This is a genomic window from Mycolicibacterium xanthum, assembly GCF_019710635.1.
In the GTDB taxonomy this organism is placed as follows: Bacteria; Actinomycetota; Actinomycetes; order Mycobacteriales; family Mycobacteriaceae; genus Mycobacterium; species Mycobacterium xanthum.
Genome location: NZ_JAIFZS010000006.1, coordinates 80,318 through 99,044, shown reverse-complemented (window position 1 = coordinate 99,044; position 18,727 = coordinate 80,318). Strand labels below are relative to the sequence as shown.

The 18,727-nt window shown below is 69.2% G+C and carries 16 protein-coding genes; 7 read left to right on the top strand and 9 right to left on the bottom strand.

Features of this window, described 5'->3' with window-relative positions; translation table 11 throughout:
- Positions 1 to 5: 5 nt before the first annotated feature.
- Complete coding sequence (locus JDV09_RS03630) at positions 6 to 1,328, top strand: DUF58 domain-containing protein (RefSeq protein WP_221367749.1); 1,323 nt, start codon at positions 6 to 8, stop codon at positions 1,326 to 1,328.
- A gap of 19 nt (positions 1,329 to 1,347) precedes the next feature.
- Here JDV09_RS03630 and JDV09_RS03625 read toward each other — a convergent pair whose 3' ends face one another.
- Positions 1,348 to 2,340 carry a stage II sporulation protein M gene (locus JDV09_RS03625; RefSeq protein ID WP_221367748.1) on the bottom strand — a complete coding sequence of 331 codons (993 nt, stop codon included), beginning with the start codon at positions 2,338 to 2,340 and terminating at the stop codon, positions 1,348 to 1,350.
- 28 nt (positions 2,341 to 2,368) lie between these two features.
- Between JDV09_RS03625 and JDV09_RS03620 the strand changes: the two genes are divergently transcribed.
- Positions 2,369 to 3,301, top strand: coding sequence for an RDD family protein (locus JDV09_RS03620; RefSeq protein WP_221367747.1), 933 nt, complete (start codon positions 2,369 to 2,371; stop codon positions 3,299 to 3,301).
- A gap of 173 nt (positions 3,302 to 3,474) precedes the next feature.
- Here the strand turns inward: JDV09_RS03620 and JDV09_RS03615 are convergent, their stop codons facing one another.
- Entirely contained in the window at positions 3,475 to 4,629 is a 1,155-nt protein-coding gene (locus tag JDV09_RS03615; protein WP_221367746.1) for a cation:proton antiporter, read from the bottom strand.
- A gap of 123 nt (positions 4,630 to 4,752) precedes the next feature.
- Positions 4,753 to 6,294 carry an NCS1 family nucleobase:cation symporter-1 gene (locus JDV09_RS03610; protein ID WP_221367745.1) on the bottom strand — a complete coding sequence of 514 codons (1,542 nt, stop codon included), beginning with the start codon at positions 6,292 to 6,294 and terminating at the stop codon, positions 4,753 to 4,755.
- A 243-nt stretch (positions 6,295 to 6,537) separates the two neighbouring features.
- On the opposite strand from JDV09_RS03610, the gene JDV09_RS03605 reads away from it, so the two are divergent.
- Entirely contained in the window at positions 6,538 to 7,275 is a 738-nt protein-coding gene (locus JDV09_RS03605) for a PadR family transcriptional regulator (protein ID WP_221367744.1), read from the top strand.
- Between the two features lie 702 nt (positions 7,276 to 7,977).
- On the opposite strand, the gene JDV09_RS03600 is transcribed toward JDV09_RS03605, so the two are convergent.
- The 3 genes from JDV09_RS03600 to glpK are packed head-to-tail and all read right to left on the bottom strand — an operon-like array spanning position 7,978 to position 11,980.
- Positions 7,978 to 9,735 (bottom strand): asparagine synthase-related protein, encoded by a 1,758-nt coding sequence (locus tag JDV09_RS03600; protein ID WP_221367743.1) that lies wholly within the window; start codon positions 9,733 to 9,735, stop codon positions 7,978 to 7,980.
- Complete coding sequence (locus JDV09_RS03595) at positions 9,732 to 10,460, bottom strand: lasso peptide biosynthesis B2 protein (protein ID WP_221367742.1); 729 nt, start codon at positions 10,458 to 10,460, stop codon at positions 9,732 to 9,734. The genes JDV09_RS03600 and JDV09_RS03595 overlap by 4 nt, the downstream gene beginning before the upstream one ends.
- On the bottom strand, positions 10,460 to 11,980 hold the full coding sequence (gene glpK / locus JDV09_RS03590; RefSeq protein ID WP_221367741.1) for a glycerol kinase GlpK: 1,521 nt from the start codon (positions 11,978 to 11,980) through the stop codon (positions 10,460 to 10,462). Before glpK ends, JDV09_RS03595 begins: the two co-directional genes overlap by 1 nt.
- A 72-nt stretch (positions 11,981 to 12,052) precedes the next feature.
- Between glpK and JDV09_RS03585 the strand changes: the two genes are divergently transcribed.
- Genes JDV09_RS03585 through JDV09_RS03570 form a run of 4 tightly spaced genes read left to right on the top strand, consistent with a single transcriptional unit; the run spans position 12,053 to position 16,093 of the window.
- On the top strand, positions 12,053 to 12,790 hold the full coding sequence (locus tag JDV09_RS03585) for a class I SAM-dependent methyltransferase (RefSeq protein ID WP_221367876.1): 738 nt from the start codon (positions 12,053 to 12,055) through the stop codon (positions 12,788 to 12,790).
- 40 nt (positions 12,791 to 12,830) lie between these two features.
- A complete protein-coding gene (locus tag JDV09_RS03580) occupies positions 12,831 to 14,321 on the top strand; it encodes a glutamate-cysteine ligase family protein (RefSeq protein WP_221367740.1) in 1,491 nt (496 codons plus the stop codon).
- Between the two features lie 57 nt (positions 14,322 to 14,378).
- Positions 14,379 to 15,038: a class I SAM-dependent methyltransferase gene (locus JDV09_RS03575; protein ID WP_221367875.1), complete on the top strand. Its 660-nt coding sequence runs from the start codon at positions 14,379 to 14,381 to the stop codon at positions 15,036 to 15,038.
- Positions 15,035 to 16,093, top strand: coding sequence for an isopenicillin N synthase family dioxygenase (locus JDV09_RS03570; protein ID WP_221367739.1), 1,059 nt, complete (start codon positions 15,035 to 15,037; stop codon positions 16,091 to 16,093). Before JDV09_RS03575 ends, JDV09_RS03570 begins: the two co-directional genes overlap by 4 nt.
- 6 nt (positions 16,094 to 16,099) lie before the next feature.
- Here JDV09_RS03570 and mftD read toward each other — a convergent pair whose 3' ends face one another.
- From mftD to mftB, 3 genes are read right to left on the bottom strand one after another with little or no spacing between them, the layout of a single operon-like run.
- A complete protein-coding gene (gene mftD / locus JDV09_RS03565) occupies positions 16,100 to 17,272 on the bottom strand; it encodes a pre-mycofactocin synthase MftD (RefSeq protein ID WP_221367738.1) in 1,173 nt (390 codons plus the stop codon).
- A 13-nt stretch (positions 17,273 to 17,285) separates the two neighbouring features.
- Entirely contained in the window at positions 17,286 to 18,461 is a 1,176-nt protein-coding gene (gene mftC / locus JDV09_RS03560) for a mycofactocin radical SAM maturase (RefSeq protein ID WP_221367737.1), read from the bottom strand.
- Positions 18,458 to 18,727: a mycofactocin biosynthesis chaperone MftB gene (gene mftB / locus JDV09_RS03555; RefSeq protein WP_221367736.1), complete on the bottom strand. Its 270-nt coding sequence runs from the start codon at positions 18,725 to 18,727 to the stop codon at positions 18,458 to 18,460. The genes mftC and mftB overlap by 4 nt, the downstream gene beginning before the upstream one ends.

Below are 18,727 nucleotides of genomic sequence, written 5' to 3'. Positions count from 1 at the left end.
CGCCAGTGGTCATCACGGGACGAACCGGCCTGATCGCACTGCTGTGTGCGGTGCCGATCGCGCTGTCCCCGTGGCCTGCGCTGGTGTTCACCGGCGCACTGGCGCTGCTCGTGCTGGCGGTCATCGTCGATACCGTGCTGGCGGGCAGTCCGCGTGCGCTGCGGCTGGATCGCAGCGGGCCGACCTCGGCCCGGCTGGGCCAGCCGGTGACCGCCGTGCTCTCGGTCGACAACACCGCGCGCTCGCGCTTCCGCGGGGTCATCCGGGATGCGTGGGCGCCCAGCGCCCGCGCGCAGCCACGTACCCATGACGTGAATCTCGCTGCAGGCCAACGGGTTCAAATCGAGACCACGCTGCGTCCGGTACGCCGCGGCGACCAGACGTCGGCGCTGGTGACGGCGCGGTCGGTCGGGCCGCTCGGCCTGGCCGGGCGGCAGTGCTCACATCGGGTGCCCTGGCAGGTCCGGATCCTGCCGCCGTTCCTGTCCCGCAAGCACCTGCCCGCCCGGCTGGCCCGGCTGCGCGAGCTGGAGGGCATGACACCGGTGTTGATCCGGGGTCAGGGCACCGAGTTCGACTCGCTGCGCGAGTACGTCGTCGGCGACGACATCCGCTCCATCGACTGGCGTGCCACGGCACGGCGAGCCGATGTGGTGGTGCGCACCTGGCGCCCCGAGCGCGACCGGCGGGTGGTGATCGTGCTCGACACCGGCCGGACCTCGGCCGGGCGGGTGGGGGTGGATCCCACAGCGGCGGACCCCGGCGGCTGGCCCCGGCTGGACTGGTCGATGGATGCGGCGCTGCTGCTGGCGGCCCTGGCCGCCCGGGCCGGCGACCACGTCGACTTCCTGGCCCACGACCGGGTCACCCGCGCGGCCGTCGTCAACGCCTCGCGCACCGAGTTGCTGGCCCAGCTCGTCGACGCGATGGCGCCACTGGAACCGGCGCTGATCGAGTCGGATGCCCGGACGATGGTCGCCGCGGTGCAGCGGCGGGTGCGCCGGCGGGCGCTGGTGGTCCTGCTGACCGATCTGAACGCCTCGGCGATCGACGAGGGGCTGCTGACGGTCATCTCGCAGCTGACCGACAAACACCAGGTGCTGCTGGCTGCGGTGTCCGACCCTCGGGTCGACGCGCTGGCCGCCGGGCGCTCCGACGCGGCTGCGGTCTATGACGCCGCCGCCGCAGAGCGCGCCCGCAACGACCGCCGAGCGGTGGCGTCCCGGCTGCGCCGAAGCGGGGTCGACGTCGTCGATGCACCGCCCGAGGACCTGGCCCCGGCCCTGGCCGACCACTACCTGGCCATGAAGGCCGCGGGCCGGCTCTGACCCTTTCCCCGGCGGGCAGTCAGCCGGTCGGGACGACGTCGGGCGCGTCCTCGATGTCGCCCGTCTCGCCGAGCAGCGCGGCCCGGCGACCGAAGTAGTACACGTAGCCCAGGAACGCCACCAGGACGGCGACACCGATCGCCACCCGCATGAAGGTGGGCAGCGGCGACGGGGTGACGAACCCCTCGATCAGGCCCGCCACAGCCAGCACCACCACCAGACCGACGGCCACCGAGATCACCGCGCGTCCCTGCTCGGCGAGCACCTGGCCGCGTGGCCGGTTGCCCGGCGAGACGATCGACCAGCCGAGCCGCATCCCGGCGCCCGCGGCCAGGAACACCGAGGTCAGCTCGATCAGCCCGTGCGGCGCCAACAGCCCGAGCAGCACATCGCCTTTACCCGCCTGGAACATCAAGCCCGCATTGAGCCCCAGATTGAGCGCGTTGTTGAACAGCACATACGGGATCGGAATGCCCAGCAGCACGGAGTAGCCGATGCACTGCGCGGCGATCCACGCGTTGTTGACCCACACCTGAAGAGCGAACGCGCCGGCCGGGTGCTCGCTGTAGTACTCGGCGAAGTCGTTGTTCACCAGCTGGGCGATCTCCTCGGGCGTGCCGACGGCGGCCTGCACCGCGGGATTGGTCGCCACCCATACCGCGATAGCCACCGCGACCACGAGAAATCCGACCGCCGACCCGAGCCACCAGCGCCACGCCCGGTAGGCGGTCACCGGGAAGGACACTGTCCAGAACCGGACCAGTTCCCGCCACAGCGGGGCATGGGCACCGGTGACCACCGACCGCGCCCGCGCGACCAGGCTGGACAGCCTGCCCACCAGAACCGCGTCCGAAGAGGCCGAACGCACCATCGACAGGTGGGTGGACACCCGCTGGTAGAGCTCGACCAGTTCGTCGACCTCCGCACCGCTGAGCTTGCGGCGGTTCTTCACGAGATCGTCGAGGCGCTCCCACGAGGCTCGGTTCGCCAGAACGAACGCATCCACATCCACGCCGTGAATCCTAGTAGCGTGGTCGGCTATGGTCGGTTCGCACGAGCACGTGGTGACCGGTGACGCCGTGGTGCTCGACATCCAGATCGCGCAGCTACCGGTGCGCGCGCTGTCCGCGCTGATCGACATCATCGTGGTGTTCGTCAGTTACCTCGTCGGGGTGATCCTGTGGGCGGCCACCCTGGCACAGTTCGATTCCGCGTTCTCCGCAGCCGTACTGATCATCTTCACGGTGCTGGCACTGATCGGATATCCGGTGATCTTCGAAACCGCAACCCGCGGTAGGTCGTTGGGCAAGATCGCGATGGGGCTTCGGGTGGTCTCCGACGACGGTGGCCCGGAACGATTCCGGCAGGCGCTGTTTCGCGCACTGTCCGGCGTGGTCGAGATCTGGATGCTCACCGGAGGCCCCGCAGTGATCTGCAGCCTGCTCTCCCCGAAGGGCAAGCGGATCGGCGATATCTTCGCCGGCACCATCGTGATCACCGAACGTGCCCCACGGCTGGCGCCCACCCCGATGATGCCGCCCCAGCTGGCGTGGTGGGCGTCCAGCCTGCAGATGTCCGGACTGCAGCCCGAGCAGGCCGAGCTGGCCCGCCAGTTCCTCTCGCGCGCACCACAGTTGAATCCGCAGGTGCGCGACGAGATGGGCCGGCGGATCACCGCCGAGGTGCTGTCGCGGATCTCGCCGCAACCGCCACCCGGCACCCCCGCGTCACTGCTGCTGGCGGCCGTACTCGCCGAACGCCACCGGCGCGAACTGGAACGGCTGCGGCCAGAGGCACCCACCGGCCGGCCTGCACCCGCCGGGTGGCCCCCGCAACCGCCCCCGCCCGCGCCGCCGGGCTACGTTCCTCCGCCGGCCGCGCCGCCGGGCTACGGTGCTGCGCCGGCCGCGCCGCAGACCTCCGCTGCGCCCCCGGCCGCGCCGCCCACCGACGGGTTCGCCCCACCGTCCTGAGCTCAGCGGCGGATCGATCCGACCGTCAGCAGCACCGCGGCGAGCAGGCTCGTCGTCGTCCGGACGTGGTTCCACGCGACCCACGAACTCAGGTAGGCCTGCCAGTCCGCAGCCGCCGACGGGCCGAGCGCGTCTACGGCGTGAGCCCGGCCGGGTACCGCCTCCGACGCACGTCAGGGCGGGGCACTGTCGGCGCGCTGACGGCGCGCCACCGCCGCGGCGGCGATCGATGTCGCTGCGATGGTGACCAACGCGCCCAGGATCAGCGCCGCCGGCTCTCCGGGCGCCAGCAGGCTCTCGCCGGCGCCCAGGGTCGCCGCGGCCACCGGCACGCCGAGTTGCGCACCCGCGAACACCGCGAGGGCCACCGGCTGGCCCGCTACCCGGCCCACCGCGTGGGCCAGCAGCGCGGCGCCGCCCAGCACGAGTCCGAGCAGGATCAGCGCCGGGTTCACCCCCAGCTCCCGCACGTTCAGCGACGCGCCGAGCCACACGAAGAACAACGGGCCGAAGAACCCCTCGGTGACCCCGAACAGCTGCCGGGCCAGCCGGCGCGGCTCACCGACGGCCGCGACCGCCAGGCCGAGCGCGAAACCGGCCAGCATGATCGACACCCGGCTGGCGATGGCCACCGCACACAGCGCGAACAGCAACAGCAGGCTCACCCGGAGTTCCAGCGCCATCCGGTTCCGTCGGGAATACCGGTGCAGGCGCCGTCGCCATCCGCGCCGGTCCGCGGTGCGCAGGAACGCGTACACCGCGGCGGCGCCCGCCGCCAGGGCCAGCGAGCCCACCGCGGCCCGGGCCGCCCGGTGCGGATCGATCACCAACGGCAACAACACGATCGCCGCGGTGTCGGCGATGGCGATCTGGGCCTTCACCGACAGCACCGCGGGACCGGCCAGCCCGAGCGAGTCCATCACCGGAAGCGCCAGCGCGGCCGACGACGACGCGATCACCACGGCGTACAGCAGGGCGTGTCCGGTGCCGAACAGATACGCCGCCGCCACCCCGAACACGGCGGCCAGCGCCCCGACCACGAGCGCCCGGATCGCCGCGCCCGGAACGGAGGCGCGCAACGTGACGTCGCGCACCGGTACGTGCGTCCCCGCCACGAACATCACCAATGCGAAGCCGACATCGGCCACCAGGATGAAGGTCGGATCGGTGTGGTCGACGATCCCGAATCCGGTCCTGCCGACCACCATCCCCGCCGCGAGTTCGCCGATGACGACCGGAATGCCGAGATGCCGGACCGACGCCAGCAGCGGACCCGCCAGACCGATGACCACGATCAGGGTCAGCGTGCCGAATCCGATTCCGCCCACCGCCCGAGGTTACTCAGCCACCGATCGAAATCCCCCGGAATCCATCCGGAACACGCTGTGGCAGCTTGATTCTGGCCACCGGCCGCCGAGAGAGGGCCGCACCGGGTCGTGACCCGGAACGGATCAGCCGACCGCGGTGCGCTGCGACTCCGGCGAACTCAGCGGCTGCCCGCGCATCACCAACCAGTGCACGGCCGCACCCAGCGCCGCCCCGAACACCCAGGCGAAACCGGACAACGCGCTCAACGCAGGCACCCAGACCGCGGCGATCGCGAACACCGCCGCGATGCCGAAGGCCCACAGCGCCCGCACGTTCCAGCCCTTGGTGTAGTAGTAGGTGCCGCCCGGATCCAGCGAGTACAGCTGCTGGATCTCCAGGTTCTTCTTCCGGATCAGGAAGTAGTCGGCGACCATCACGCCGTACAGCGGTGCGAGCACCGCACCGAGCGTGTCGACGAACTTGGGCAGACCGGCGTTGCCGATCACCGACACCCACAACGCTCCGATGATGAAACCCAGCACCGCGGTGATGCATCCGGCGATCCGGAAGTTGAGCTTGTCGGGCTTGAGGTTGACGATGTCGTACACCGGCGGGATGAAGTTGGCCACCAGGTTGATCCCGACGGTCGCGACGAAGAACGTCACCGCCGCCAGGATGCTCAACCACAGGTTGCCGACCTGGCCGACGATGTCGGCGGGGTTGGTCATCGGATCGCCCTGACCGTCCTGGAAGACGATGTAGGCGCCGGCGGTGATGAACAGCGACAGGAACGTGAAGAACGCCAGGCTGACCGGCAGCCCGAGGAAGTTGCCGCGCTTCATCTCCTTGTCGGAGCGGGTGAAGCGGGCGAAGTCGCCGAAGTTGATGATGACGGCCGCGAAGTACGCGATCATCGTGCCGACCACGCCGATGAACGCGCTCACCGCGGCCATGCCGGACTTCTCGCCGGCGAACAGTTCGCCGACCGAGCGCAGCAGCCCCGATCCCGCCTGCCACCAGATCGCGATGAGCAGTAGCACCATCACCGCATAGACCGCGGGACCGGCGAAGTTGAGGAACTTCACGATGCCGTCGATACCGCGCACGAACAGGAAGATCTGGAACGCCGCCACCATCGTGTAGGACACCCAGTCCACCCACGTCATCCCCAGGAAGGTCCCGGTGGGCGACGCTCCGATGATCGCGGTGATGGCCAGCGCCACCGCGGTCGAGGCGAAGTAGGTCTGCGCGCCGTACCAGAAGATCGCCACGATGCCGCGGACGGTGGCCGGGAACATCGCGCCACGCACCCCCATCGAGGCACGCGCGACCACCGGATAGGGCACGCCGTACTTCACGCTGGGTTGCCCCGACCAGTTCACGAACATCATCACCAGCGCGCCGGACAGGATGATCGCCGCGAGGACGAACCAACCGTTGATCCCCGCGGTGATGAACAGGCTGGCCGCCAGCGTGTAGCCGGCCAGGCTCTGCACGTCGTTGGTCCAGACGTTGAAGATCTCGAACCAACCCCACTTGCGCTGCGAGGGCGGCGTCGGGGCCAGTTCGTCGTTGTGCAGGCTGGCGTGGCCGCCGGCGATCACGAAGTCCTGATCGCCGTCCTGCACCACGACCGCCGATGGCGACGACGCGATGATCGCCGGTTCGGAGTTGGGTTCGGTCATCCTCGGGTCCTTTCCCGGACCTCGTGACGGCCCGCCCTCCGTCTGGCGCATCACAGCGACGCGCCGTTGTCCCGACACGCTACGAGGACCCTGTTTCTCCCGTGTAAGTCCGGCATTTCCCTTCGGTGACATGCGAAATTCAAAAATCTTGGACCCATACGTTGCATCGACGATAGATTGCGATATATCGTTGTGCTATCGGAAACGCAGTCGACGTTTCCCATCGACAAAGGACCTACAGACATGAGCAACCCATTCATCACACCCGCAGGACCTCCCGGACCGTTCGGATTCGGCCCCGCCGACCGGCGCGCGCTGCACCAGCAGCGGCGCCAGGCACGCCGGGAATTCCGCGAGAATCTGCACGGACACGCCGGCCAGGACGCATTCGGCGAGGGGACGGGCTTCGGGCCCGGTTCCCGGGCCGGCCGCGGCCACCGGTTCCCGCCCGGCCCCGGCGGCGGCTTCGAGTTCGGCTTCGACCCGCGCGGCGGGTTCGGATTCGGCCCGGGCCCGCGCGGCGGCCGCCGGGGCGGCGGACGGCGGGGCAAACGCGGCGACGTCCGCGCCGCCATCCTGTCGCTGCTGACCGAACGCGCCATGCACGGCTACGAGATGATCCAGGAGATCGCCGAACGCAGCCAGAACGTGTGGAAGCCCAGCCCCGGCTCGGTGTACCCGACCCTTCAGCTGCTCGTCGACGAAGGCCTGATCGAGGCCACCGAGACCGAGGGCAGCAAGAAGCTCTTCGAGCTGACCGGCGAGGGTCGGGCCGCCGCGGAGAAGGTCCAGACACCGCCGTGGGACGGCCTGGCCGAGGACGTCGAGCCCGGACAGGCAAACCTGCGCACTGCGGTCACCCAGCTGATGGGCGCGGTCGCACAGTCGGCCTACGCCGCCTCTACCGAGCAGCAGGAACGCATCGTCGAGATCCTCAACAACGCCCGTCGCGAGGTCTACGGCGTCCTAGGAGAGGACTGATCCCATCGCGGGTCCGGCGGCGGTTTCTTCCCAAATAGGGCGCGTAACCGCGCCGGATGTGCGTCATAGCCGGTGTGTTCCGTCCGCCACGCGATCGCGATGAAGCGCTCGCCGTGCTGCTGCGCGCAATCAAGTTGGGCATCAACCACACCGTCGGGCTGCATCACCAAGGGCCCACAACTCTGGAGACTACGGAAACACGGTCAACGTTGCGGCAGCGGAGCCGTGCACGACACCGAGTCAGCGAAATTCTTCTCCGTGTAGCCGCCTCGCGGATCGCTAAGCGGCCCACCCTTCTTACCGCCGGTCAAAATGCGTGCATCGCCACGAGCAACGACGCGCGGAGGCCTGTACGCCTTGCTCACCGAAATCGCTCTCCTGAACCGGCGTTCAGCGTCAGCGCGCGGGCAGCGGCGCTACGGTTGAAACTGAGTCGGAGTAGAAATCCTCCGGACCCATTCCGCCACGAGGATCGCTGATCCGGTTCTGCTTGCGTCCACCGGTCAATGTACGGACATCGCCTGTCGCAAGAACACGAGGCCGGCGGTATTTCTGCTCCATCGGAGATGCTCCCCTATATAGATCGCCATCTGGGTCGACGTGCGTGACCGATGCTACAGCGGAACTCTTCCCACGGCGTGGATTTGACGCAGATTTACCGCACTTGCCGCTCCAACGAGAGCCACCGCGGCGCGGGGACGATCAGGGCGGGGCCACTCGCAGGAGCTGCGGACGTCCCATCCGATGCAGCTGAGACAGCCAGTGTTCGATTTGCACCGCAGCCTTGAAATGGTGCACCGAATACAGCCAGCCCACTGTCGAGCGATCGATGGATTCCCGCCACCGAGCGAGATCCACATAGCCCCGTCTTGCGATCTCTGGTGATTCCCAAAGCAGTTCGATCCAGTCGGATGCCTGCTCGAGACCGCGGAAGATGGCGAGATCCGTTGTCGCCTTCGAACGTCGCCGCAGTGTGGTTTCGCTGACTCGACCCGCGAAGGCGTAGCGCTGGACAGCGCGATCGATGCGGGGATCCACACCCGCTTGCCACGGGGTGGACAACGCCACATCCACCATCTCGGGCGACAGGAACGGATGTCTGGTATCCACCCGATGCGCGGTGAAAGGATAGCTGCTGCGCACTGTTTCGGCCGCGTGCACGATCCCCTCCCAGACCGCTTGTTGGTCGACACGAAGTGCGCGCAGTTCGCTTCGCGCCGATTCACCTGCGCGGGCATTCTCGGATTGAACAAAGTCCGCCGCCAGCCACGGCGCGTTTATCGACACCGGCGCCGTCGGGCGCATCAAGAGGTCGGTTCCGCGGCGCCAGTTCATCCACCCGCGAAATCCCGAGCGCGACAGCCAATACGTCGCGGGGCGGGGCGCAGGCGAGTCCGAACTCCACCAACGGGCCTGCCGCCATGCTGCCCACCAGTTTCCCGTCCGCAGCAGATCTGCGATGTGCCATGGGAGCGCGCCCGCGGAGAACACTTCATCCCCGCCTTCGCCGGTGAGGATCGCGGTGGCTCCTACCTCTCGGGCGATCTCATCTTCGGCGAGGTCTTGCGCCCAGGTGACCGTCGCGTAGCTCGGTGCAGCGATGAAGTGGTCGAAGGCGGGCCCTGCCGAGAACGGAAGGCATCGACTGACGTCGATCGGATGCCACGGAACCGAGTTGTTTCGCAGCGCCGCCGCGATCCATTCACGTTCGTCGCATGTTGGCTGTTCGGTGAACACGGTGCTGATCGCGTGCGCGTCGCGGTCGGGGGGCAGACAGGCGAGCAGCGTGCTCGAGTCAAGGCCTCCCGAGAGATGCACCGCGACGGCACCTTCCGGTGCCGAATTCCCGACCGCGATATCGACGGCGCGGACCAGCCGGTTCTTCTGCGCCTCGAGATCTCCTGTTGCGCAGCCGATGGTCGGCCGCCACTCGACCGAGAGCTTCGGTCCAGTGGCGTCCGACCACTTCGCCGCCTGGCCGATTCCGAGACGGCTGATCTCGCTGTACGGGGTGCGAGTTCCCAGGTGCCTGCCACGAGCGAGCAGGTCAGCGATGTAGATTTCATCGATCGAGTCGGCGCGCAGCTCGCGGGCTGTCGCGCCTAGATCGCTCGATATGACGATCACGTCAGCGCTGTTGGAGAAATAGAGCGGACGCAGGCCCATCCGGTCCCCGCCGGCGACGACTGTCGGGCCGTCCGCGATCACCGCGCAGTATTCGCCATGCAGGCGCTGACCGAAGCCCGTCCCCCATCGCCGGTACGCAGCGGCAACCAGTTCGCAGTTCTCGTAGTGGCGCGACCGGTGCGACCCGGTCGGGTGACCGGCTTCCGCGGCAAGGTAACCGTAAAACCACACTGCCAGTCCATGGGCCTCCACCGGTTCCGGCCACCCGCGCACCCGTTCTGACGGGAGACGCCAAACCAGGAAACCGTTCAACCGCGACAGCCCGTTCGTCATCGCCGGTTGATCACCGTGTACACGCCGCCGACGTCGGTACGGTCATGAATCGGAGTTCGCTGCAGTTCCACCCACGCGTGAGCTTCGAACGGATAGAGCCGAACTCCCAGCACGTGTTCCGCAGGCCATCCGGCGCATCGCAGAAATCGGGCGAGGGCCATCGAGCGTGGTAAGCAGTCCATCGGTGCATCACGGCTCGGGTAGAGATTCTCGGCCGCGGCAAACTTGGCCACAGCGACATCGATCGGCACACGAGGGGATGCCTCCACAGCGATGGGCCGGACCAGCGCGTCGTAGGCCGGCCAGAATCCGCGCTTGAGGAGCCGATCGGCGCGTAGCCGCGCTTTCCACGCCGCCGCAATCGACGGTCGGGACCGTGGCACGGTGTCCGGGGTCGCAGCCGCCGGCTGCGACGGACGGGCTTGCAGCCAACCGGCCTGGATCTGCTCGGCGATGAACAGTGCCGCATCCTGCTCGATCACCGTGCGCGGTGCGCCCAACTGGTCGGCCAGCTCTTCAGCGGAGATCCGGCTGGGCCAGGGTGAGGTCGAATGCACCCAGAAACGTGTGGCGACCCGATCGAACACCGAGTACTCACCGGCCCACAAATCGAGGAGCACGAGATGCTCCTCGACGACCGCTGTGGCGGCGTGCGGACTGACGAACCACTGCTTCGCCAGCACCGATTCGCCGGGTCCGTGCCGCGACGGGTCTACCCAGGCCATCACTCGACGTCCACCCAGTCCAGCGTGCGCTGCACGGCCTTCTGCCACCCCGCATACCCGGCCGTGCGCTGCTGCTGCGACCAGTTCGGCGTCCAGCGCTTGCCCTCCTGCCAGTTGGTCCGCAGCTCGTCGGGGCCGTCCCAGAACCCGACACCGAGCCCGGCCGCGTAGGCGGCGCCCAGCGCGGTGGTCTCGGCCACCACCGGACGCACCACGTCGACGCCGAGCACGTCGGACTGGATCTGCATGCACAGATCGTTGACGGTGATGCCGCCGTCGACCTTGAGCACCTCGAGATGCACACCGGAATCGGCTTCCATCGCGTCGACGACGTCGCGGCTCTGATAGCAGATCGCCTCCAGCGTCGCCCGGGCCAGGTGCGCGTTGGTGTTGAACCGGGACAACCCGACGATCGCGCCGCGCGCGTCGGAACGCCAGTACGGTGCGAACAGCCCGGAGAAGGCGGGCACGAAATACACCCCGCCGTTGTCGTCGACCTGACGCGCCAGCGCCTCGCTCTGCGCGGCTCCGCTGATGATGCCGAGCTGGTCGCGCAGCCACTGCACGGCCGAACCGGTCACCGCGATCGAGCCCTCCAGCGCGTAGACCGGCTTGGCCGAACCGAACTGATAACACACCGTGGTCAGCAGCCCGTGGCGCGAGCGCACGATGTCCTCGCCGGTGTTCAGCAGCAGGAAGTTGCCGGTGCCGTAGGTGTTCTTGGCCTCGCCGGCGGTCAGGCAGACCTGGCCGATCATCGCGGCCTGCTGATCGCCGACGATCCCGGTCAGCGGTACCTCGTGGTCGAGTGGTCCCGCCGGGTGGGTCAACCCGTACGGATCCGGCGACGACGACGGCCTGATCTCGGGCAGCATCGCCCGCGGAACCGAAAAGAACGACAGCAGCTCGTCGTCCCAGTCCAGCGTCTCGAGATTCATCAGCATGGTGCGGCTGGCGTTGGTGACGTCGGTGACGTGCACGCCGCCCTGCGGACCGCCGGTGAGGTTCCACACCACCCAGCTGTCGGCGGTGCCGAACAGCGCATCGCCGCGCTCCGCATCGGCCCGCAGCCCGTCGACGTTCTCCAGCAGCCACTGCAGCTTTCCGCCGGAGAAGTAGGTCGCCGGCGGCAGCCCCGCCTTGTGCCGGATGACGTCGCCGCGACCGTCGCGGTCCAGTGCGGCGGCGATCCGGTCGGTGCGGGTGTCCTGCCAGACGATGGCGTTGTAGTACGGCCGGCCGGTGCGGCGGTTCCACACCAGCGTGGTCTCGCGCTGGTTGGTGATGCCCAGTGCGGCGAGGTCACCGGCACCGAGCCTGGTGGTGTTCAGCGCCGTCATGACCGCCGACACGGTGCGCTCCCAGATCTCGACCGGGTTGTGCTCCACCCAGCCCGCCCTGGGCAGGATCTGCTCGTGTTCGAGCTGGTGACGGCCGACCTCGGCGCCGTCGTGGTCGAAGATCATGCACCGGGTGCTGGTGGTGCCCTGATCGATGGCTGCGACGAAATCGGCCGGCATTCGTCCATGATGGACCACGTGGCAACCGACACCGACATGACCGCCGGCGACGCCGGCACCGGCATCGCCGCGATGCCGCGCGGCGGGCCGGACGCGTCATGTCTGGACCGGCTGCTGCAGACCGGGCTCACCGAGTACCTCGATCGCGACTCCACCGGCGACGCTGCCCTCGAGGCGCGCAAGCGCAGCGTCATCCGCGCGCTGGAGTGGACCGGCGAGGTGTTCGGCAACCATGAGCGGTTCGCGAAACTCGCCCTCGACGAAGTCGCCGACGTCGCCGACCCGAAGATCCTCGAACTCGGCGCCGGGCACGGCAAGCTGTCGGCCAAGCTGCTGGAGTGGCATCCGAGCGCCCGGGTCACGGTGACCGATGTCGAGCCGTCCTCGGTCGCCGCGATCGCCGCAGGCGAGCTCGGTGGCCATCCGCGCGCCAAGGTGCGGCGGATGGACGCCACCGACCTCGACGCCGCCGACGGTGAGTTCGACCTCGCGGTGATCGCGCTGTCGTTGCACCACCTGCCGCCCGTGGCGGCGGCCCGGGTGCTCGCCGAGGGCACCCGCGCCGCCGACAAGCTGCTCGTGATCGACCTGCCGCGGCCGCCCGCACCGCTGCACCTGCTGCGGCTGGCCACGGTGCTGCCGTTGGCCCCGGTGGTGCCGTTCGTGCACGACGGGGTGATCAGCTCGTTGCGCGCCTACAGCCCGTCGGCGCTGCGCGCCCTGGCGGCCGCGGCCGACCCGGCGATCGAGGTGCGGTTGAGCGGTGGACTGTTCGGCCCGCAGGTCGCGGTGGCCGGCCGGCACGGGTAATCGGACGCGGAATCGCCGCCTCTGCCGCCACAATGACGGTGTGGGCGAGGAACTCAAGCAAGCCACGTTCAGCCGCGCGCAACGGCGCGACTACCGGCGCAAGGTGCAGCTGTGCCTCGATGTCTTCGAGACCATGCTGACCCAGTCCAGCTTCGATTTCGAGAAGCCGCTGACCGGGATGGAGATCGAGTGCAACCTGGTCGACGCCGACTACCAGCCGGCGATGAACAACTCCGAGGTCCTCGAAGCGATCGCCGATCCGGCGTATCAGACCGAACTGGGCGCCTACAACATCGAATTCAACGTTCCGCCGCGACGGCTGCCCGGCCGCGCGGCGCTGGAACTCGAGGACGACGTGCGCGCGAGCCTGAACGCCGCCGAGGCCAAGGCGAGCACCGACGGCGCCCACATCGTGATGATCGGGATCCTGCCGACGCTGATGCCCGAGCACCTGTCGGGCAGCTGGATGAGCCAGTCCACCCGCTATCAGGCACTCAACGACTCGATCTTCACCGCCCGCGGCGAGGACATCATGATCGACATCACCGGCCCGGAGCGCCTCAGCCTGCAGGCCGCCACGATCGCACCCGAATCCGCCTGCACGAGTATGCAATTGCATCTGCAGGTGTCGCCTGCCGACTTCGCCAACAACTGGAATGCCGCGCAGGTGCTGGCCGGCCCACAGCTCGCGCTGGGCGCCAACTCGCCGTTCTTCCTCGGCCACCAGCTGTGGGCCGAGACCCGCATCGAGTTGTTCGCCCAGGCCACCGACACCCGCCCCGACGAACTCAAGACGCAGGGCGTGCGGCCCCGGGTCTGGTTCGGCGAACGCTGGATCACGTCGATCTTCGATCTCTTCGAGGAGAACGTCCGCTATTTCCCGTCGCTGCTGCCCGAGCTCTCCGACGAGGATCCGGTCGCCGAGCTGGCCGACGGGCGCACCCCGTTGCTCTCGGAGCTGCGCCTGCACAACGGCACCATCTACCGGTGGAACCGGCCGGTCTACGACGTCGTGGAACAGGACGGGGTCGGCCGGCCGCACCTGCGGGTGGAGAACCGGGTACTGCCCGCCGGACCGACCGTGCTGGACATGATGGCCAACTCGGCGTTCTACTACGGCACCCTGCGCGCCCTGTCCGAAGAAGATCGCCCGCTGTGGACGAAGATGAGTTTCGCTGCCGCGGAAGCGAATTTCCGGCATGCCGCCCGGCACGGGATGGACGCGCGGCTGTATTGGCCCGGTCTGGGCGAGGTCACACCCGACGAGTTGGTGCTGCGCGAGCTGCTGCCGCTGGCCGACGAGGGACTGCGGCGTTGGGAGGTCGCCGCCGAGGTCCGCGACCGCTATCTGGGGGTCATCGAGGGCCGCGCCAAGACCGGGCGCAACGGCGCGGCGTGGCAGGCGGCCACCGTGTCGGCGCTGCAGGACCGGGGCATGAGCCGGCCCGACGCGCTGGCCGAGATGCTGCGGCGCTACTGCGAAGGCATGCACACCAACGCCCCGGTGCACAGCTGGGAACTGCCGCGCTGAGGCAGGCCGGGCCGGCGTACCGTCGGGAGGATGAGCGACCCCGACGATCTCGACGCGATGGACTGGGACGATGCCTACCGCGGGGAGGCCGGCTTCGAGGGAGCGCCGCCGTGGAACATCGGTGAGCCCCAGCCGGAGCTGGCCGCGCTGATCCGGGAAGGCAACGTGCGCGGCGAGGTGCTCGACGCCGGATGCGGGTACGCCGAATTGTCGCTGGCGCTGGCCGCCGACGGATACCCCGTGGTCGGCATCGAGCTGACCCCGACGGCGGTCGCCGCGGCCCGCCGGGCCGCGGCCGAACGCGGCCTGACCACGGCGACGTTCGTGCAGGACGACATCACCACGTTCACGGGTTTCGACGGACGCTTCGACACCATCATCGACTCCACGCTGTTCCATTCCCTGCCCGTCGAGGCGCGCGACGACTACCAGCGCTCGGTGCTGCGCGCCGCGGCACCCGGGGCCGCGTACTACATCCTGGTGTTCGCGCGCGGGGCGTTCGCCGCCGATGCCACGCACCAGCCCAACGAGGTCGACGAGGCCGAGCTGCGGGCGGTGGTCGGCCGGTACTGGCAGATCGATGACGTCCGCCCGGCGTTCATCCACGCCAACGTGCCCGCCGCGGGGTCGCCGTTCCCGGTTCCGCCGCACGAGCGCGACGACAAGGGCCGGCTCAAGTTCCCGGCGTTCCTGCTCTCGGCGCACAAGAGCCCATGACGGCGACGTTCGAGGTGCCCGCGGTCGACATCACCCCGTGGGTGAGCGGCGGCATCGACGAAACCTACGCGGCCGAAGCCCGCGCCGCGGTCGCCCGCGCGGTCGACGATGCCTGCAGCCGTGTGGGTTTCATGCAGATCCTCGGCCACGGCATCCCCCGGCCGACCCTCGATGGGCTGGCCGGCGCGATCGACGGGTTCTTCGGCCTGCCCGAGCAGACCAAGAGGACCTACCGGGTGAGCGGCGCCAACCGCGGCTACAGCCCGCCCAGGAGCGAATCGCTGAGCCTGTCGCTGGGGGTGGAGTCGGCGAACCGGATGAACGACTTCTTCGAGGCGTTCAACGTCGGGGTCGAGGCGCGTTCGTTCCCCCACCTGGACCTCGACGAGGCCGACTACGGCATCAACGTCTGGCCCGCCGAGCCGCCCGGATTCCAGCCGGCCGTGCTGGACTACTTCGCCGAGGCCGGCCGGGTGGCCCGGGTGCTGACCGACATCTTCTGCGCCGCGCTGGGCCTGGCGCCCGATTATTTCTCCCGGTTGACCGATCATTCGATCGACGTGTTGCGGATGAACAACTACGCCCTGCCGGAGGGCACCATGACGGCCGGCGGTGAGCTCACCGGGATGGGCGAGCACACCGACTACGGCATCGTCACGGTGCTGTGGGCCGACCGGGTGGCGGGACTGCAGGTGCTGGGCACCGACGCCCGCTGGCACGATGTCGCCCCATTGGACGGCGCGCTGCTGGTCAACCTCGGCGACCTGACCGCCCGCATCACCAACGACCGGTGGATGTCCACGCTGCACCGGGTCAAGCCGCCCATCGTCGACGGCACCGTCAAGCGCCGCCGGTCGGCCGCGTTCTTCCACGACGGCAACGTCGACGCGGTGATCTGCACCGCGCCCGGCTTCCTGGACGACGACGCCGGCCTGGCCTACGAGCCGATCACCGTCGGCGCGCACATCGCGGCGAAGCTGGCCGGTTCCCGGCAGGGCAAGGCCAACGTCGCCGCGGTGCGCGAAGCCGCCCGGGTGCTCGCCGCGGAGTCCTGACCGGGCTCAGACGCCCAGGTCGCGGCGAAAGCCGTCCGGCATGACCAGGTCGGCCGGGGTGAGTTCCTGCACCGACGACAGACCCAGCCCGAGCAGCGCGGAATCGATTCCGCCACGCAGGACGTCGAGCACGTTCTCGACTCCGGCCTGTCCGCCGGCGGCCAGGCCCCACAGGTAGGCCCGGCCGATCATCACCGCACGCGCACCCAGCGCGACGGCCTTGACGACGTCGCTGCCGCGGCGGATGCCGCCGTCGAGCACCACCTCGATGTCGCCGCCCACCGCCTCGGCGATCGCGGGCAGCGCCCGGATCGGGGCGGGGGTGCCGTCGAGGTTGTTGCCACCGTGGTTGGACACCGAGATCGCGCTGACCCCGGCGTCGACCGCCCGTTTGGCGTCGTCGACGCGCATCACGCCCTTGAGCATGAACGGGCCGCCCCACTGTTCGCGCAGCCAGGCGATGTCCTCCCAGGTGGGTAGGTCGGTCTGCATCCACTCGCCGTAGGCGCCGAAGAACGTCGGCGCCTCGCCACCGTCGGCGAGGTTCGGCGCGGTCAGGTCGGGCACCCTGCCGGTCTTGGCGAATTCCAGCAGCCAGCGCGGCCGGCGGATGCCCTCCGGGGCGAACTTCAGCATCGCCCGCAGGTCCATCTTCTCCGGGATCGCCGGGCTGCCCCAGTCGCGCCCACTGGAGAACGACCAGTCCGTGGTGATGATCAGCCCGACCGCACCGGCCCTGCGCGCGCGTTCCATCCGGGCCACCAGCCGGTCCCGGCCGCCGGTCCAGTACATCTGGAAGAACGTCTGCGGGTTGGCCGCGGCGACCTCCTCGATCGGCTTGCTCGCGAACGAAGACAGTCCGATCGCGGTCCCGCGGGCCGCGGCGGCGCGCGCCACCGCCACCTCGCCGTCGGGGTGCACGGCCTGCACGCCCGTCGGCGAGATCAGCACCGGCAACGAGATAGACTGTCCCATCACGGTTGTCGCCATGTCGCGCTTGCCCGACAGCCCGGCCACGTGCGGCGCGAAACCGAGCTCGCCGAACGCCGACAGGTTGTCGCCGACGGTGATGCCCTTCTCCGAGCCCGCCACCAGCGCGCTGTACACGCTGGGCGGCAGCCGTTTCTGGGCCCGCCGCTGAGCCTCGGCGACGGTCTCGAACCAACCGGTCTTGGCCATGATGTGTACTCCTTTACTGCAGTCCGGCCAACGGATTCTCGTCGCAGGCACGGCGGGGTCGGTTGACCACTCTCAGCGGCAGCGACCGGGAATGGTCGACCGCCGGTTTGGGTACCTGACGATCACCGGCGAGTGCGGATTCGCCGTACCCCTGCACGCATTCGGGGTCCGGGCCGTCCAGCGGAAGGCCGGTGAAGAACTTGGCGGCCATGCAGCCGCCGCGGCAGGCGTCGAAATGCGCGCAGGACGCGCATGCGCCGCCGGTGGTGGGGGTGCGCAGCTCGGTGAACAACTCCGAGCCCCGCCAGACCTCGGTGAATCCGCCATCCGCGGTGACGTTTCCGGCCAGGAACTCGTCGTGGATCGCGAACGGGCAGGCGTAGACGTCACCGACCGGGTCGATCAGGCAGACCACCCGTCCGGCGCCGCACAGGTTCAGCCCGGGCAGGGACTGACCGTAGGCCGAGAGATGGAAGAACGAATCCCCGGTGAGCACACCGTCACCGTGGGCGACGAGCCAGTCGTAGAGTGCCCGCTGTTGGGTCGCGATGGGATGCAACTCGTCCCACACGTCGGCTCCCCGGCCCGATGGCCGCAGCCGGGTGATGCGCAGCGTCGCCCCGAAGCGATCCGCCAGCGCCTTGAACTCGTCGAGTTGGCCCACATTGTGCCGGGTCACCACCACCGAGATCTTCGCGTCGGAAAAGCCTGCGGCCCGCAGGTTCTCGAGCGCCCGAACGGCCATGTCATAGGAGCCCGCACCGCGCACCGCGTCGTTGACCTCGGCGGTGGCCCCGTCCAGCGATATCTGGACGTCGACGTAGTCGCTGGCGGCCAGCTTCCGGGCGACCGCGGGCGTGATACGAACCCCGTTGGTGGAGAACTTGACCCCGACGTGGTGGGCGGTCGCGTAGTCGACCAGTTCCCAGAAGTCGCTGCGCACGGTCGGTTCCCCACCGCCGATATTGACGTAGAAGACCTGCATGCGCTCGAGTTCGTCGATGACGGCCTTGCACTGCTCGGTGCTCAACTCGCGGGGGTCGCGCCGGCCCGAGGAGGACAGGCAGTGCACGCAGGCCAGGTTGCACGCGTAGGTCAGCTCCCAGGTCAGGCAGATGGGCGCGTCGAGCCCGAGCTCGAACTGGTCGACCAGCGTGCCCCCGCTGGGGCGGTCCAGGAAGGTGGTCACGACGCGCGCTCCAGCATGTGCGATTCGGCGAGCACGCCGAGGGCTGCGGCGTATCTCCCGGTGTCGTCGACGCCCGCGGCGCGCAGCGCGTCGCGGGCGCTGCTGTGCCCCGGCAGCGAACGGACGATGCCGACCACGGTCCGGTCCTTCAGGAAGGACAGCTTCCTGGTACCGAAGTGGTAGAGCAGCGCGCCGAACGGCTCCGGACGCAGGGCGACCTGCGGATGCAGCCGCCATCCCGCGTCCACGTCGAAGGTGCCGGACAT

Coding starts and splice junctions, on each gene's coding strand:
- JDV09_RS03620 (WP_221367747.1), top strand. CDS start 2,369: ATGGTCGGTTCGCACGAGCACGTGGTGACCGGTGACGCCGTGGTGCTC.
- JDV09_RS03575 (WP_221367875.1), top strand. CDS start 14,379: ATGGACTGGGACGATGCCTACCGCGGGGAGGCCGGCTTCGAGGGAGCG.
- JDV09_RS03570 (WP_221367739.1), top strand. CDS start 15,035: ATGACGGCGACGTTCGAGGTGCCCGCGGTCGACATCACCCCGTGGGTG.
- JDV09_RS03585 (WP_221367876.1), top strand. CDS start 12,053: ATGCCGCGCGGCGGGCCGGACGCGTCATGTCTGGACCGGCTGCTGCAG.
- mftB (WP_221367736.1), bottom strand. CDS start 18,727: ATGTCCGGCACCTTCGACGTGGACGCGGGATGGCGGCTGCATCCGCAG.
- mftD (WP_221367738.1), bottom strand. CDS start 17,272: ATGGCCAAGACCGGTTGGTTCGAGACCGTCGCCGAGGCTCAGCGGCGG.
- glpK (WP_221367741.1), bottom strand. CDS start 11,980: ATGCCGGCCGATTTCGTCGCAGCCATCGATCAGGGCACCACCAGCACC.
- JDV09_RS03595 (WP_221367742.1), bottom strand. CDS start 10,460: ATGGCCTGGGTAGACCCGTCGCGGCACGGACCCGGCGAATCGGTGCTG.
- JDV09_RS03605 (WP_221367744.1), top strand. CDS start 6,538: ATGAGCAACCCATTCATCACACCCGCAGGACCTCCCGGACCGTTCGGA.
- JDV09_RS03610 (WP_221367745.1), bottom strand. CDS start 6,294: ATGACCGAACCCAACTCCGAACCGGCGATCATCGCGTCGTCGCCATCG.
- JDV09_RS03600 (WP_221367743.1), bottom strand. CDS start 9,735: ATGACGAACGGGCTGTCGCGGTTGAACGGTTTCCTGGTTTGGCGTCTC.